The 15,894-nt window shown below is 50.0% G+C and carries 16 protein-coding genes and 1 tRNA gene; 7 read left to right on the top strand and 10 right to left on the bottom strand.

Annotation, left to right across the window (positions count from 1 at the left end):
• Positions 1-184 precede the first annotated feature (184 nt).
• Entirely contained in the window at positions 185-2,365 is a 2,181-nt protein-coding gene (locus tag SK34_RS16305; protein WP_046670504.1) for a TonB-dependent siderophore receptor, read from the top strand.
• Positions 2,366-2,422: 57 nt separating this feature from the next.
• Here SK34_RS16305 and SK34_RS16300 read toward each other — a convergent pair whose 3' ends face one another.
• The 9 genes from SK34_RS16300 to SK34_RS16260 form a co-directional block, all read right to left on the bottom strand.
• A complete protein-coding gene (locus SK34_RS16300; protein ID WP_032936150.1) occupies positions 2,423-2,962 on the bottom strand; it encodes a glycine zipper 2TM domain-containing protein in 540 nt (179 codons plus the stop codon).
• A gap of 168 nt (positions 2,963-3,130) precedes the next feature.
• The gene (gene ndh, locus SK34_RS16295) at positions 3,131-4,435 is read right to left on the bottom strand and encodes an NADH-quinone dehydrogenase (protein ID WP_003030815.1); all 1,305 of its coding nucleotides are present in this window, start codon (positions 4,433-4,435) and stop codon (positions 3,131-3,133) included.
• A gap of 236 nt (positions 4,436-4,671) precedes the next feature.
• Positions 4,672-5,214, bottom strand: coding sequence for an alpha/beta hydrolase YcfP (ycfP, locus tag SK34_RS16290; protein WP_003030817.1), 543 nt, complete (start codon positions 5,212-5,214; stop codon positions 4,672-4,674).
• 21 nt (positions 5,215-5,235) lie between these two features.
• Positions 5,236-6,261 carry a beta-N-acetylhexosaminidase gene (gene nagZ / locus SK34_RS16285; RefSeq protein WP_048233479.1) on the bottom strand — a complete coding sequence of 342 codons (1,026 nt, stop codon included), beginning with the start codon at positions 6,259-6,261 and terminating at the stop codon, positions 5,236-5,238.
• Between the two features lie 10 nt (positions 6,262-6,271).
• Positions 6,272-7,096 carry a thiamine kinase gene (thiK, locus tag SK34_RS16280; protein WP_048233476.1) on the bottom strand — a complete coding sequence of 275 codons (825 nt, stop codon included), beginning with the start codon at positions 7,094-7,096 and terminating at the stop codon, positions 6,272-6,274.
• Positions 7,077-7,718 (bottom strand): penicillin-binding protein activator LpoB, encoded by a 642-nt coding sequence (lpoB, locus tag SK34_RS16275; protein WP_003846732.1) that lies wholly within the window; start codon positions 7,716-7,718, stop codon positions 7,077-7,079. The genes thiK and lpoB overlap by 20 nt, the downstream gene beginning before the upstream one ends.
• A 13-nt stretch (positions 7,719-7,731) precedes the next feature.
• Complete coding sequence (locus SK34_RS16270) at positions 7,732-8,106, bottom strand: YcfL family putative periplasmic lipoprotein (RefSeq protein WP_003030823.1); 375 nt, start codon at positions 8,104-8,106, stop codon at positions 7,732-7,734.
• Between the two features lie 2 nt (positions 8,107-8,108).
• Entirely contained in the window at positions 8,109-8,468 is a 360-nt protein-coding gene (gene hinT / locus SK34_RS16265) for a purine nucleoside phosphoramidase (RefSeq protein WP_003030826.1), read from the bottom strand.
• A 272-nt stretch (positions 8,469-8,740) separates the two neighbouring features.
• Positions 8,741-9,616: a LysR family transcriptional regulator gene (locus SK34_RS16260; RefSeq protein ID WP_016149990.1), complete on the bottom strand. Its 876-nt coding sequence runs from the start codon at positions 9,614-9,616 to the stop codon at positions 8,741-8,743.
• A gap of 161 nt (positions 9,617-9,777) precedes the next feature.
• On the opposite strand from SK34_RS16260, the gene SK34_RS16255 reads away from it, so the two are divergent.
• From SK34_RS16255 to SK34_RS16235, 5 genes are read left to right on the top strand one after another with little or no spacing between them, the layout of a single operon-like run.
• A complete protein-coding gene (locus SK34_RS16255; RefSeq protein WP_016149989.1) occupies positions 9,778-10,377 on the top strand; it encodes a cysteine hydrolase family protein in 600 nt (199 codons plus the stop codon).
• Positions 10,374-11,411 carry a hydrogenase expression/formation protein HypE gene (hypE, locus tag SK34_RS16250; protein ID WP_003846740.1) on the top strand — a complete coding sequence of 346 codons (1,038 nt, stop codon included), beginning with the start codon at positions 10,374-10,376 and terminating at the stop codon, positions 11,409-11,411. The genes SK34_RS16255 and hypE overlap by 4 nt, the downstream gene beginning before the upstream one ends.
• Complete coding sequence (gene hypF / locus SK34_RS16245; RefSeq protein ID WP_048233474.1) at positions 11,383-13,749, top strand: carbamoyltransferase HypF; 2,367 nt, start codon at positions 11,383-11,385, stop codon at positions 13,747-13,749. Before hypE ends, hypF begins: the two co-directional genes overlap by 29 nt.
• On the top strand, positions 13,742-14,461 hold the full coding sequence (locus SK34_RS16240; protein WP_016149987.1) for an HAD family hydrolase: 720 nt from the start codon (positions 13,742-13,744) through the stop codon (positions 14,459-14,461). Before hypF ends, SK34_RS16240 begins: the two co-directional genes overlap by 8 nt.
• A gap of 17 nt (positions 14,462-14,478) precedes the next feature.
• Complete coding sequence (locus tag SK34_RS16235) at positions 14,479-15,648, top strand: MFS transporter (RefSeq protein ID WP_016149986.1); 1,170 nt, start codon at positions 14,479-14,481, stop codon at positions 15,646-15,648.
• A 43-nt stretch (positions 15,649-15,691) separates the two neighbouring features.
• On the opposite strand, the gene SK34_RS16230 is transcribed toward SK34_RS16235, so the two are convergent.
• Positions 15,692-15,767 (bottom strand) — tRNA-Asn (locus SK34_RS16230).
• 6 nt (positions 15,768-15,773) lie between these two features.
• Here SK34_RS16230 and SK34_RS25195 point away from each other — a divergent pair.
• Positions 15,774-15,881: a DUF5951 family protein gene (locus tag SK34_RS25195; RefSeq protein ID WP_219339467.1), complete on the top strand. Its 108-nt coding sequence runs from the start codon at positions 15,774-15,776 to the stop codon at positions 15,879-15,881.
• The last annotated feature ends 13 nt before the right edge of the window (positions 15,882-15,894 follow it).

Here is a 15,894-nt window from a genome sequence, read left to right as displayed (position 1 = left end):
CCATTGCCCCTACATTTCTCATTGTTTTCATCGTGTTATCCGATCATTTTTTGTAAAGGGTATTGATAACGACAATTGTTATCAGCAATATTCGCATTTGTTTTAATGCCTGTTTCACAATGTAACCATCGGTTTCTCTACCGCCATAACAAAAACAGATCGACTCTTTTTAAAAGGAATACAAATGAATAAGCGTCTCTGGGTGCTCAATCCTCTCCTGTTGTCTTTAACCCTCCCGGCCATTGCGGCTGAGGAAGAGAACCTTATCGTCAGCGCCAACCGTAGCCAACGCACCGTGGCAGAAATGGCGCAAACGACCTGGGTTATTGAAGGAAGCGAGATTGAACAACAGGTTCAGGGGGGGAAAGAGTTCAAGGATGTTCTTGCTCAGTTAATCCCAGGAATCGATGTGAGTAGCCAGGGGCGTACAAACTACGGCATGAACATGCGTGGTCGCGCCATTGTCGTGCTCATTGACGGTGTCCGTCTGAACTCCTCGCGAACCGACAGCCGTCAGCTTGACTCCATTGACCCGTTTAACATTGCGCACATTGAAGTCATTTCAGGCGCAACCTCACTTTATGGCGGTGGCAGTACCGGCGGATTAATCAACATCGTCACCAAAAAAGGCCAGCCGGAGCGTGAAGTAGAACTCGAACTGGGGAGCAAAAGCGGCTTCAACAACAGTAACGATCATGATGAACGCGTTGCCGCGGCGGTGAGTGGAGGAACAGATCGCGCTTCCGGGCGTATGTCCGTCGCGTATCAACGATTTGGCGGCTGGTATGACGGTAATCACGATGCCCTGCTGCTGGATAACACCCAAACCGGGCTACAGCACTCCGATCGTCTGGACGTGATGGGCACCGGGACGATTGAACTTGACGACAACCGTCAGTTGCAACTGGTTACACAGTATTACAAGAGCCAGGGGGATGATGATTACGGGCTGGATCTCGGCGAGAATATGTCCGCCGTAACCGGAAACGGTAAAGCTTATACCAGCAGCGGACTGAATTCCGATCGTATTCCCGGCACCGAACGTCATCTGATCAGCCTGCAATATTCAGATGCGGATTTTTTCGGCCAGAACCTGGTCAGCCAAATCTATTACCGCGACGAATCGCTGAAATTCTATCCTTTCCCGACGCTCAGCAAAGGTAAGGTCACCAGTTTCTCCGCATCACAGCAGGACACAGACCAGTTTGGCGCCAAAATTACCCTCAACAGTCAGTTGATGGATAACTGGGAGCTGACGTGGGGTATCGATGCCGATCACGAGACCTTCGATTCCAATCAGAAATTCTTCGATCTGGCCTGGTCCCTGCCCTCCGGCGGCATGGATAACCGCACCGCTTATACCACCGGGCGTTACCCCGGTTACAGCATCACCAACTTTGCGCCTTTCCTGCAAAACAGCTATGACATTAACGACATCTTTACCCTCAGCGGCGGCGTGCGCTATCAATGGACCGAAAACAGGGTTGATGATTTCGTTGGCTATGCTCAACAGCAGGGAATCGCGACCGGGCTTGCGAACTCTGCCGATACCATTCCGGGCGGCAAAACCGATTACGATAATTTCCTGTTCAACGCCGGTATCCTCGCCCATCTGACTGACCGTCAGCAAACGTGGTTTAATTTCTCTCAGGGCGTGGAGCTTCCGGATCCAGGGAAATATTACGGTAACGGCACCTATTCGCTGGTTGGCGATCATTACCAGCTCCAGCGCAGCGTCAACGTGGCGGATTCACGTCTGGAAGGGATTAAAGTTAACTCGTACGAACTGGGATGGCGCTACACCGGCGATAGTCTGCGCACGCAACTGGCCGCTTACTACTCGACTTCGGATAAATCGATCGTTATCAACCGTAGCGATATGACCATTAACGTTCAACCCGACGATCGCCGCATTTATGGCCTTGAAGGCGCGGTGGATTATTTCATTGCGGATACGGACTGGAGCCTGGGCGGCAACTTCAATGTCATTAAATCGGAAGTGAAACAGAACGGTAAATGGCAAAAATGGGATGTGACTCTGGCCTCACCGTCGAAAGCAACCGCGTGGGTCGGCTGGGCACCAGAACCGTGGACCTTACGCGTACAGAGCCAGCAAACATTTGATCTGACCGACGCCAGCGGCAATAAGCTGGATGGCTATAACACCATGGACTTTATCGGCAGCTATCAGCTCCCGTTGGGTAAGCTGACCTTTAGCGTGGAAAACCTGCTGAATGAAGAGTACACCACGCTGTGGGGACAACGTGCGCCACTGCTGTACAGCCCAACCTACGGCAGTCCGTCACTGTATGAGTACAAGGGCCGGGGCCGCACCTTTGGTCTGAACTATGCCTTAACCTTCTGATAAAAAAAGCCCCCCAGCCTGAGCGAATGGGGGGCTAATGTTCAGGATAATGCTATTTTACGCTTTGTTATTCAGTATCAACTGTCCGTTGTTATCCAACGGAATTTGCGCGCCGGGGTCCTTATCCATACGGATTTTCCCCTGCTGATCGCCAATTTTGTACGTCACGTCGTAGCCCAGCATCTTTTCAGATTTGTCATACACCGTTTTACAACGCTGCTGCGTGGTGGTGTAAGTATCGTTTTCCTGCATCGAACCCTGAATCTGATTACCTGCATAGCCGCCGCCTAAAGCCCCGGCCACGGTGGCAATATCTTTACCACGTCCGCCGCCAAACTGATGGCCAATAACGCCACCCGCAACCGCACCCAATACGGAACCCGCAATACGGTTTTCATCTTGAACCGGCTTACGGTGCGTGACAGTTACGTTCCGGCACTCCTGACGCGGTGTTTTTACCGACTCTTTAATCGGTGTTGCAGAGACAACTTGCGCATACTGTGGGCCACGCTCGAAAACGTTCAGACTGGCCACTGCTGCAACACCCAGCGCAGCAGCTACGCCAATCCCTATACCCGCCAACATTGATTTATTCACGGGACTTCCTCCTTTTTTGCTATTAGCAACAACTTTGCAACAGAAGGTAAGGAATGCCAATCAGATTACGGATGAAAATAGCAGGATGAGGCACGAACGCAGGATGATTCGGAGAACTCTGAAGGAAGGCGCCGGATGCGTAAAATCATCCGGCGCCACAAGTCGATATTAATGCAGTTTCAGACGCGGGCGAATCACCCGGTTGATACTGCCGACCAGCATCATCAGGCCGGTTTTGAAGTAGCCGTGTAAAGCAATCTGGTGCATGCGGTACAGTGAGATGTATACAAAGCGCGCAATACGCCCTTCCACCATCATCGAACCACGGGTCAGGTTGCCCATCAGGCTACCCACGGTAGAAAAGTTAGAGAGCGAGACCAGAGAGCCGTGATCTTTGTACTGATACGCTTTCAGTGGCTTGCCGTTCATCTGTGCCAGAATATTGTTCATCGCACAGGTCGCCATCTGGTGTGCTGCCTGAGCGCGCGGAGGCACAAAACCCCCTTCCGGGCGCGCGCAGGAAGCGCAGTCGCCAATCGCGTACACGTCAGGATCGCGCGTGCTCTGCAGAGTTGGCTCAACCACCAGTTGGTTAATACGGTTCGTTTCCAGACCGCCAATGTCTTTCATAAAGTCTGGCGCTTTGATACCCGCCGCCCACACCATCAGGTCGGCTTTAATGTATTCGCCATCTTTGGTGTGCAGTCCGCCTTCGTCAGCGCTGGTGACCATCGTCTGGGTCAGTACGCGTACGCCCAGTTTGGTTAACTCATTATGCGCAGCACCGGAAATACGCGGCGGCAACGCAGGCAGAATGCGCTCGCCAGCTTCCACCAGCGTAACGTTCAGCGCATCGTTGGTCAGCCCTTTGTAACCATAGCTGTGCAGCTGTTTTACCGCATTGTGCAGCTCAGCGGAGAGCTCAACCCCCGTCGCACCACCGCCCACAATGGCGATATTCACTTTTCCGTTAGCGCCCAGATTCGCGGAATACTTCAGGAACAGATTCAGCATCTCCTGGTGGAAACGACGCGCCTGATGCGGGTTATCGAGGAAAATGCAGTTTTCTTTCACGCCAGGAGTGTTGAAATCGTTGGAGGTACTGCCCAACGCCATCACCAGCGTGTCATACGGCACTTTACGCTCAGGAACCAGCAGATCTCCCTTCTCATCGCGCAGCTCAGCGAGAGTAATGGTCTTCGCTTCACGATCGATATCTATCACCGAACCTAACTGAAACTGGAAACCATGGTTACGGGCATGTGCCAGATAGCTCAGCGCATCCACGCCTTCATCCAGTGAACCCGTCGCCACTTCATGCAGTAACGGTTTCCACAAATGACTGTGGTTTCTGTCTACCAGTGTGATTTTGGCCTTTTTCTTACGCCCGAGTTTTTTACCCAACTGCGTCGCCATTTCCAGTCCGCCAGCACCGCCGCCGACAATCACGATCCTTTTCAATGGTGTAGTCAACGTGACCCCCTCAAATTTATTAACCAATTGTTAATTAAAAGTTATTAATATAGCTCTTAATTAACAACAAGTTACAGTAATGAAAATGTTCTTCGAGAGTGAGAATAACACGAACGGTGCATTGGTCATACCAAAATTGATGTGTATCAAGTTTTGATGCTGAAAAGATAGACAACCGGAACTTTAAGAACAAAAAAACCAGCCCGATGGCTGGTTTTTTACGCACTCAATAAGGATTAACCTAACGTCTTGAACGCTTTGATGCGCTGCAAATGCGGAGAGATATTCTTAAACTTATGCGTCTGCTCTTCGTCCCAGACTATCTCGTAAAAGTGATGCAGCTCTTCCGACGAACGCTGGCTATTGAGCGCTTCATCATGACGCGACAGGATAACCAGACAGCGATCGCGATTCTTTTCGCGGAAATTGGTCACGCATTTTGTTGCGATGTCTGCATACTCCTCAGGTCTGTCAATTTTGCCTTCCATGTTCTCATACGGAAACAGGTTAGGATTAAACACGACCTGACGAATATCACACAGAAAACCAATCCGTTCAGCCCAATATCCCCCGAGCCCCACACCACAAATCAGCGGACGGTCATCCACATTCAGCTGTAGCATTTTGTCCACTTCTTTTAGCAGATGCTGCATATCATGTTTGGGATGCCGCGTACTGTAGCTAATCAGCCTGACATCCGGGTCGATGAATTGCAGCTGCAACACCTTCTCATGGTTGCCCGGGCTGTTAGAGTCAAAACCGTGTAAATAGATAATCATCGCATCCTCGCCAAACTTGCGTTAATGACCTGCTTTCTCTTCCTGCCAGCGCTCATGAAGCTGGTTTAGCTGAGCGCTTACCGTCTTCCAGCGTGCCGAATCCATCAGTTCCTGACGTGAAAATGAACCTTTATGATACAAACGTGTAACACGTTCTGCATTGATCAGCGACAGATTATCTAACACACTGACCGCTCCCTTACGATTATTGCAGACCAGGATCATATCGCAACCTGCATCCAGCGATGCCTGTCCACGCTGGGCATAGCTTCCCATAATCGCCGCCCCTTCCATCGACAAATCGTCGGAGAAAATGACACCATCGAAGCCAAGCTCCTGGCGCAGCACCGTTTTCAGCCAGTGAGATGAGCCACTCGCCGGACGCGGATCTACATCACTGTAGATGACGTGCGCAGGCATAATGGCATCCAGTTTGTTCTCCGTAATCAACGTCTGGAACACGGACATATCTTTCGCACGAATCTCGGCTTCTGAGCGAGGATCGGTTGGGGTTTCTTTGTGTGAATCCGCCGTCACGGCCCCATGACCAGGGAAATGTTTACCGGTCGTTTTCATGCCTGCGGCATGCATACCGTCAATGAAGCGGGTCGCCATCGCCAATGCTTTTAGCGGATCGGCGTGGTAAGAACGCTCGCCGATTGCGGCGCTGATATGGCCCACATCCAGTACCGGTGCAAAGCTGATATCAATGTCCATCGCGATCATTTCGCTGGCCATCAACCATCCGGCGTCCTGAGCCAGTTTGCCGCCCTCTTCCAGACCGTGCAGCGCAGCAAACGATTGAGCCGCAGGCAGGCGAGTAAAGCCTTCTCGAAAACGCTGTACACGTCCGCCTTCCTGATCTACCGCCACCACCAGATGGTTACGTGACGCAGTCCGGATTTGTCGCACTAATTCACGCAGCTGTTCCGGGTCATGATAATTTCGGGTAAAGAGGATCAACCCACCTACCAGCGGATGCGCCAGAATCTCACGCTCTTCTGCGTCCAGCTCATACCCTTCGACATCCAACATTACTGGGCCCACACTGCTCTCCTTATCCTTTCATTGTTAGCTGCCGCCAGGTTTCATCGGCCAGCCTGATAAATTGTCTATCGCCGGTTTGCCGCCAGCGATACTCAAACCACCCCGCCTTCAGCATCATTATCCAGGGTTGCCATTGTCTGACTTGTCGCCACAAAACGTCTGGCTCAATGTGCGCTCGTTGAGCGTAGGTGCTAACCAGCTGTTGGTGCTGGGATTCATCGCTGACCCATACCGCCGCCAGCTCCAGGGCAATATCACCGTCTCCGGCGTATTCCCAGTCAATCAGCCGCAGCCCTGAGGCTGTGCGTACGATGTTGTCACCGTGAACATCCATATGCAGCGGCCCCAGACGCAAAGGTCGAGGCTCACCTCGTTTCCTTAGCCGCTTCAGCGCGCGCAGCCAGCATGGTGTACGACGCGCCAGATCGCCACACTGCCAGTACTGTTCAAGTAGCGGCAGCAAGCTGATTCGCCAGCCCAATCTGGGTTGCTGGTGCAGATGATACAGTAAGCCTGCGAGTTCGTCGGCGTCCGGTAATCTGGATTCTACCTTACCGTGAAAAAACTCGACGGCCATCCACCCACGCGTATAAAAATGAGGACGTGGTGCAAGGTTTTCTGGCAGGTGTTTTAACGCATGATATTGGCGTAAGAAATGCGATTCCGGCGCATCAGGGTCGTGATGACAACGCAGTACCAGCCGGTGAGAATGATGCTCAATGATGCAGCTCCCGCCGCTCAGGCCAGTTTGGCTGGCTGCGACGGGATGATACTGCGGGAAATAGCGCGACAACACTTCGCCGCGTGTGAGTCTGTTATTGTTGCTGAACGGCACCTTTACCTGACCAGATTATCTCGCCAGTTTGTACCAGCATTAATTGCATTTGCAGCGCAGGCGAATTGACGTTGCCGGATGCGCTGGAATAAAGCACATACTGCGCGCCAACGTTACGGGCGATACCAATCGCTTTACTGCGCGTTCCGAGGCTATCGTTCGGCGACAGACCTAACTGCTGCTTGGCGACTGCCAGTTGCTGAGCGGAAACCAGAGTAAACTTACCGTTATTCGCAAGAGCATTACGTAAGGTTTCGGTGGCTTCACCCGCGTTCAGCGAGCCGTTGGTGCGGTTATTCACGCTATCAACCAGCAGAACGCCGCCCGCTTTGACGCCGTCGGCCTGCAGCATTTTTCCGACCATCGGCTGCATAGCCCCATTCCAGTCATAATGACGTTGACGTGGCGTCGGCTGCGCCGTTTGGTCCTCGTGCTCAATCGGACCCGGCTGCTGCGGTATGGTTGGCACCGTTGGCACTACCGGCACCGGCTGTTGCGGCTGCACAGGCTGTTCCGGCACCGGCTTGACTTCCTCTACCGGTGCGGGCTCTCGTTGCACCACACAGCCAGAGAGAAACATCGCCAGCGCGGCAATCAGTGCGTAGCGATTCATTTTGATCATCAAGATTCACCCCTTACAAATAAAGATAAAGTCTAACCTTGTGCGCCCCCAGAAAATTGGCGCTGCCGTACAGCGTCACCGACGAATGAGCCGGAATAGTCACACTGCGTGGCGCTTCTAGAGGATGCATTTCCAGTCCTCTGGCGTCATACCAGTAAAACCGATAATGAACGGTGACGGGTTCTTGTCTTTCGTTATAGAGTCGCGAGGATGCCGAGGCCTGAATATCAGACGTGGTTAACGTGGGCTGTTCTGCTGTTATACCTGCCGCCAGAATCGTTGACTCCATCACCAGCGACTGTTCATCACTTACCGGAATTTCTGGGTGTGTTCGACAACCCGCCAGTAGCAGCAAGCCCAGTGAAAGTGCAATGCATCCTCTGATCATGCCTACAGACCTTTATGCGCGAGCATTGGGCCAAGCGCACGGCCACCCAGCAGGTGCATATGAATGTGATACACCTCCTGACCCCCGTGGCGGTTGGTGTTCATGATTAAGCGGTACCCATCTGCAGCAATGCCTTCCTGCTCAGCAATTTTCGCTGCAACGGTGATCATGCGGCCCAATGCCTGTTCATGTTCAGCCGTCACATCGTTGACGGTTGGGATCAGGATGTTAGGAATGATCAGAATATGCGTAGGTGCCTGAGGGGAAATATCACGAAACGCAGTGACCAGTTCATCCTGGTATACGATATCCGACGGAATTTCACGACGAATAATTTTGCTGAATATAGTTTCTTCTGCCACGACGTTTTCCTTTTTTCATTAACAGCCCAAGCGTTTTGCCATGCTACGCCGGGTAACTCTGCGAGTATAGAGTATGAGCGAGTTACTCACGCTCTTTCAACTTTAACCCTCGATTTTTTAAGCGAAAACCCCAGTCAGTGCTGCTCTTATAACCATTTCCCTGCGCTATTGCTTAAGCATAGTACTGAAATCCTATTTCATTTATGCCCAAAGCGGTTTACACGTCAGGCATCAATGCGTGGCCGTTACCTTCTCGTCAGGGCGTATAACGGCTACATGACGATATCGGCCTCCCCGGCCATCACCAGGCGCAAGAAATCGTCCCGCCGATGGTTTTTAATTTTGGGATTCCATGCCACACCAATGTTCCAGCGAATTTGTTTTTCAGCGAGCATCAATAGTCTCGCTTCGGCAGGCAAAAAATGCCGGACACTTGTGGGTAAAAAGGCGACTCCGTTCCCCCCGGCAACCAATGCCAATAGCGTAGTCATGTCATTTGTTACAGAGACCGGTTCAGCGCTAAGTTGGATGCTTTGTAGAAAGAGTGAGGTTTGTTCCGCAAGACATGGGCTGGTTGATGGATCCAACTGGAGTAAGGGATATGCCGATAGCGCACTCTGAATAGTCATGCTTTCCATATAACCCTCCATCGGAACAGCAAGAGCCAGCGTTTCCTCATAAAAAATATATGAAGCCAGGCCTTTACTGACCGGCATCCGGACAAAACCGATATGCAAGCGTCCTTCCAACAACATTTTCATCTGAGCGCTGGAGGGAAGATGATTAATAACCACTTCACACTCGGAAAATTGCTGATGGAATTGATTTATCCACTTAGGTACTTGCTGAAAAGAGGAAAGACCAAATCCCATAAATAACTTTTCACGATTTCTGGTATTTATTTCTTTCGCATAGTTTAGAAATTCAATATGGGATTGTAAAAGTTCATTGGCTTTTGAAAAAATCTGTTGACCAAATACTGTCAAACTCGCGCCATGGCGTCCGCGCAAAAAAAGCTCACCACCGGTCAAATGCTCTAGCGTTTGTATCTGCTTTGACAGTGCTGGCTGAGTCAGGAAAAGTTCCTTTGCAGCATTGCTATAACTTCCTTTTATCGCCAACGTAACAAAGGCACGCAGCAATTTCATATCTATTCCTTTCATTTATCGAACCTTGAAAAAAATGGAATTATACAAATACCTATAATAAGCACATGATAGCAAAGCATGGCAATAAATAAACATAACTCTCCATAGAGAAATCGCAAAAAAAATTACGCCCATTATTTTAATGATAAAAGAATATAAATATGCCAAATGTAGCTGTGTTAACAAATGATCTGCAATATGAATTTACATATAAAATAACCCATTCGACTCAGGAATTAGAACAAAAATTGACTGCATTTAATCAGTTTCTTGACGGCATCAGAAATCAAAACCAGGCAGTCATCCATTTGCAGTTAATAAATGATCCTGCCGATCCCGCAGTACAACGGCGCTATAAAAATCGCGATGCAGGTATTCCCGCCCTCGCAGGACGACCTGAAAACCGAATAATCGACAGTATTTGCGCCCCCTCCGATCTCATCGTAGTAAAAGGCAGAGATAGCGGTTTCTTTAATAATAATCTTGATGAAACACTGCAAAAACTGGGTGTAAAAACGGTCATCGTGACCGGCTTACAAACGCATGTTTGCGTACAAACCACGGCCGCAGATGCATTTTTCCGCGGATACAATGTTTGGGTGCCGGAAGATTGCGTATTTGCCCCTTCTGCCGATGATACCACTCGCGCCTTAGAGTGGCTTGCCAGCTATTGCGCAACCGTTGCCCCCTCGGCTGAGATTTTATCGCTGCTAGCAAAACATGACGATCTTCCTGAGCGCAACGAAAGGAAAACCGCATGAAAAGTCCATTAACACAAGCAATGAAACCAACAGATACCGTCGTTCTGGACCATGGCACGGGCGCTCGCCTGAGCAGGGAACTGGTCGAATTAATTGCGGAAATTTTGGGCGATACTTATCTGGGAACCATGGAAGACAGCGCGTTACTGGAGTTACCGTCCCGACAAATTGCATTTACTACAGATTCTTTTGTTGTCACTCCGCTGATCTTTGGCAATGGGGATATCGGTAAAATTGCCGTATGCGGTACCGTTAACGATCTTGCGGTAAGTGGCGCACGTCCGCTGTATCTGACGCTGAGTCTCATTATTGAAGACGGTATGCCCATATCTGAACTGAGCGCCATTATTGAGTCAGTTCGCGATACAGCCATTGCTGCGGACGTCAAAATTGTTGCCGGAGACACGAAAGTTGTCGGCAAGGGTGAGGCAGATCGCTTGTTCATCAATACAGCAGGCGTCGGCGTTATTGAGCGCGCCCCCGTCTCAATCAAAAACGTGCGCCCAGGACAAAAAATCATCCTCAGTGGTTTTATTGGGAATCACTCCATTCATTTGTTATCTCTGCGTGAAGGTCTGGGGTTTGAACGAAATATTCTCAGCGACTGCGCCCCTCTCAACGCGATGATTCACCAGCTTATCGATGCCGTTCCTGCCGGGAAAATTGCCTCGATGAGAGATGTCACTCGCGGTGGACTTTCCGCGGTACTCCATGAACATGCCCGTGCAGCAAAGCATGAAATGCGCTGCGAACGGCAATCTTTACCCATCCAGCCTGAAACGGCGATGGCGGCAAATATGCTGGGCGTCGATGTCATCAATCTTGCAAACGAGGGATGCCTTTGCCTGTTTGTCGAACCAGACAGCGCAGAAGACGTGCTCAGACTATTAAAGACGCACCCACTTGGCCAAAAAGCCGCCATTATTGGCGAGGTATTAGCAACGCCAGAAGTGAGAGTCAGCATGCTTGAGCAGGATGGAACCGTATCGACAATAGAGGAGCTCTATGGTGCAGAATTGCCACGACTCTGCTGAGCAAGGCGGCGCTCTGGAAACCCGACGTTACCGCATTTGCGGAATTGTCCAGGGAGTCGGGTTTCGTCCTTTTGTCCATCGACTGGCTCGCACCTTTGCCGCGACCGGCTGGGTTCTCAATGATTCCGAAGGCGTGTTACTGGAACTACAGGCTACATCAGACAATATCGCGCAGCTTATTGATGAGCTGGCATCTAACCCGCCGCCAATGGCCCGCATAAATGGTATTGTGGAGGTACCGCGAGAAAATTCGGATCAACGTTACGCAGAGTTTAGTATCCGTAAAAGCCGTCAGCTTGCGAAGATGGATACCATTATCCCGCCAGACTCAAACGTCTGTCAGGATTGTCTGAACGAAATGTTTGATCCGCAGAACCCGCGCTATCGGTACGCTTTTATTAATTGCACAAACTGCGGGCCGCGATATTCAATTATCCAGGCAATGCCCTATGACCGTTCACAAACAACAATGCAAGCCTTTGCAATGTGCCCGGCCTGTCAGCATGAGTATGACGATCTCGATAATCGTCGTTATCACGCGCAACCCAATGCCTGCCCCGCATGCGGACCAAAACTGGATCTGAGGTCGCGTAATGGCGAGACCGTAATAACAGATGATATCGTCAAATTTGCCATAGCAAGGCTACACGAAGGGGCGATTATTGCGATTAAAAGCCTTGGCGGTTTTCATCTGGTTGTTGATGCGAGTAATGAAGATGCGGTTTCGCAACTGAGGCAACGCAAACGTAGAGATGCAAAACCTTTTGCCATTATGGTAAGGGACGCGGACAACGCGGCACAAATAGTCCACGTCAACGCTCAGGAAAGAAAACACCTGGAAAGTGTAGAGCGCCCCATCGTACTGCTGCGTAAACGCCGCAGTACGATGCCGGAAATCATCGCACCGCATAATCCGAATATTGGCGTCATGCTGCCATCAACGCCGCTTCAGTATTTAATGCTAGAAGATGCCACAATGCCAGCGCTGGTGATGACCAGCGGCAATCTTTCAGGCCACCCTATCGTATTTGATAATGTGAGTGCAATTGCGCAGTTGGGCGAAATCGCGGACTATTTTATTCTTAACGATCGTGATATTCACACGCGTATCGATGATTCAGTGGTCCGCGTTATGGCTCATCGTAACCACCTTTCATTCCTGCGACGTTCACGAGGTTATGCCCCCTATCCTGTCCACCTTCCTTTCAACGTTGATCCGATCATCGCTCTCGGGGCGGAACTGAAAACCACCGTTAGCATTGCTAAAGGTAATAAGGTGTTTATGAGTCAACACATTGGCGATCTCAAAAATGACCTTACGTTTAAATCACACCTTGCGTGCGTCAATCACCTGCAAAAGCTCCTCGATATTGAGCCAACGATTGTGGCCTGTGACCTTCATCCGGCATTTCGCTCAACGCGCAATGCGCTGGAGCAATCGCAGCTGCGGGTTATTCAGGTACAGCATCATCATGCGCATATGGCTGCGTGTATGGCCGAGAACGGACTCAGAGGAAAAACAATTGGCGTAGTATTCGACGGTACGGGTTACGGCACTGATGGCACAATCTGGGGTGGCGAATTTCTTGTGGGGGATACCAGAAGCGTTGAACGTGCAGCACATCTGCGCCACATCGCTTTACCAGGCGGTGACAGCGCGGGTAAAGAACCCATCCGGATCGCTATTTCGCTATTAACAGAAATTTTCGGCGAGCATATTCCTGAATCCTCAATTCCAGGTCTAAGCACGTTGCCGGCTCAACAGCGTGACGTCTTCGCCAAAATGGCTATGCGCAGGATCAACACGCCTGTAACCAGCAGCATCGGTCGACTTTTCGATGGCATCTCCGCATTAATGGGTATTTGTACGCATATTGAATACGAAGCGCAGGCCGCCATTGAATTAGAAGCGTTGTTGCAATGCGATCTTCATATGGCACAACCTTTTGCCTTCTCGATTGTGGAATCAGAAGGCCATCTCGAAGTGGATTATCGCCCGTTGGTCCACGAACTGATTTCAGCACTGACAACACGGCCTCTCGATTTACCTGAGTTAAGCCGACGCTTTCATTCGACCATCGTAGAGATTATTACCGCGGTCTGTATCCGTTTGTCTGTGCACGCAAAAACACGGCAAGTGGTATTAAGCGGCGGGGTTTTTTGTAATGAGTTTCTTCTCATCAATGCTCTTGACCGATTACACGCGGCAGGATTTGAAGCTTACTGCCATCAACTTGTACCCACTAATGATGGAGGGATCTCTTTAGGACAAATTGCCGTCGCGTCCAGACTAAGTCAAACGAGTCAAACTAATAATAAGGAAACCGAGTATGCATAATATCACCAACAGAGCTGCCGCCGTGTTATTTGACATGGATGGTGTGCTTATTGATTCAAATGAGGTTATAGAAAGAGCCTGGCGCGAAGCAGCAGATATGTATGGTAAGACAATATCTGAAGACGAGATTATCAAACATATCCACGGGCAACCTGGTCCACATACTATTAGGGCACTGTTCAGTGACCTACCGCTCGTGGATCAGCAAAAAGTTCAGGCTCATATTATTCATGTCGAAAACACGGCTTCCTACAACCCTATTCCCGGTGTCTCTGAGCTTATCACTGCGCTGGATGCAGCAGGCGTCCGGGTTGGTATTGTAACCAGTGGCTGGCGTGAGAAAATCGACCGTGTGACGGCGATGCTTCAGGTTCAGTCTTGCATTTCCGTTATTGTTGAACGCGATGACGTCTCCCGGGGAAAACCCTTCCCTGACCCGTATCTTCTCGCAGCCGAACGTCTTGATCTTCCTGCGGAGAAAACAATCGTCTTTGAAGATTCTAAAAGTGGCGTAACGTCCGCAGTTGCCGCTGGCGCGTTTTGCGTTGGCATCGGTGGCGTTGAATTGATTCCATGTGGTGCCAGACTTGCTATTCCAGACTTTACCGGTGTTGAGGTCATATCACGACTGGACGGAAACACCGCGATTTCATTTTGTCCGGACCACATTTTGATCATCGATAAAAAAGATATGTCTCAGGCATCAGAGTAGAATTAAAAGGATCACTAATGGAAGTCGCGCAAAAAGGGCGCTGGGCTGTTACAACATTATTTTCAGTGAATGGGTTTGTAACCGGTGCCTGGGCAGTACAAATTGCCCAACTGGTTTCACGCTTTCACATTACTGATAAAGTAATTGGCCACCTGATATTGATTTTCGGGCTTGGCGCATTATTTATGATGCCGATGTCCGGCATGGCCATGGAAAAATACGGCTCACAGCGTGTCGTGCGCATTTTTTCCATTGCGGCATCCGTCGCCCTTATTCCTGTTGGATTCGCACCTGATATCTACTGGTTAGCACCAGTGCTATTTTTGCTGGGTGCTATGATTGGAGCAATGAACGTCGCAATGAACTCGAATGCCGTGGCAGTCGAAAAAGCACTGTCACGCACGGTGTTATCTTCATGCCACTGTTTCTGGAGCATTGGGCTTTTCATTTCAGGTCTTATTGGGGGGTATCTGGTTAAGCAATTCGGCTTTCTCATGCACCTGTTTTTAATTAGTGCTATTTCCTTAGCGATCACGCTGTCGGTATATCCACATATCATCAAAGATAAATCGATAAAAATAAAACGGTTAATCAAAGGAAAGCAGCCACATCGCTCATGCACGATCTACTTTATAGGCGTTATTGCCCTGCTCGCCATGATCCCGGAATGTGCTGTTGTGGACTGGTCGTCACGTTATTTATTGAAAAATCTCAATGCGACTACAGAAACGGCAAGCCTTTCCTTTGCCTGCTTTGCGGGAACAATGGCAATCTTTCGCTTCATGGGAGACTTCATTCGTAACCGCTTTAATGCCATTCTCGTGATGCGCTCATCCAGTCTGTTAGCTGGGATTGGGCTGCTGGCAGCCGCAATGGCTAGTCATCCCTGGCAAGCCACCGTTGCCTTCGCTATTGCCGGTATTGGCATAGCCAATCTGGTACCGATTGCTTTTTCCGCTGCGGGAAACCAGCCTGATATCTCGACCAACACGGGAATGAGCATCGTCACCACGATCGGTTATCTGGGTACGCTACTGGCCCCTGCACCTATAGGCCTGGTGGCTGAAATCACAGGTTTTCCTGCTGTATATACCGGGATGGCCGCCATGTTGGGCATGATTATGCTGCTTGCTCCCCTGATTAGGGTAAAGGCCAGCGTCAAATTTGATGCCAATTTGATGCGTTGAAAACAAAAAGCCTGCTTAGTTTCCTAAGCAGGCTTCTTAAATATGGCTCCTCTGACTGGACTCGAACCAGTGACATACGGATTAACAGTCCGCCGTTCTACCGACTGAACTACAGAGGAATCGTTGTGGAGGCTTATCTTAGCGGCGAAAAAATTTTTGTCAAACCTCATTTCTTCGAATGCGAATCAATTGATGCTTCTCTCGACAGTTTGTTGCATTTACAGACATTTTAAATAGAAAAAACTT

The organism is Citrobacter sp. MGH104 (assembly GCF_001034485.1).
In the GTDB taxonomy this organism is placed as follows: Bacteria; Pseudomonadota; Gammaproteobacteria; order Enterobacterales; family Enterobacteriaceae; genus Citrobacter; species Citrobacter freundii.
Note: the sequence above shows the minus strand (reverse complement) of the source record. Positions and strands in the feature narration are given on the sequence as shown.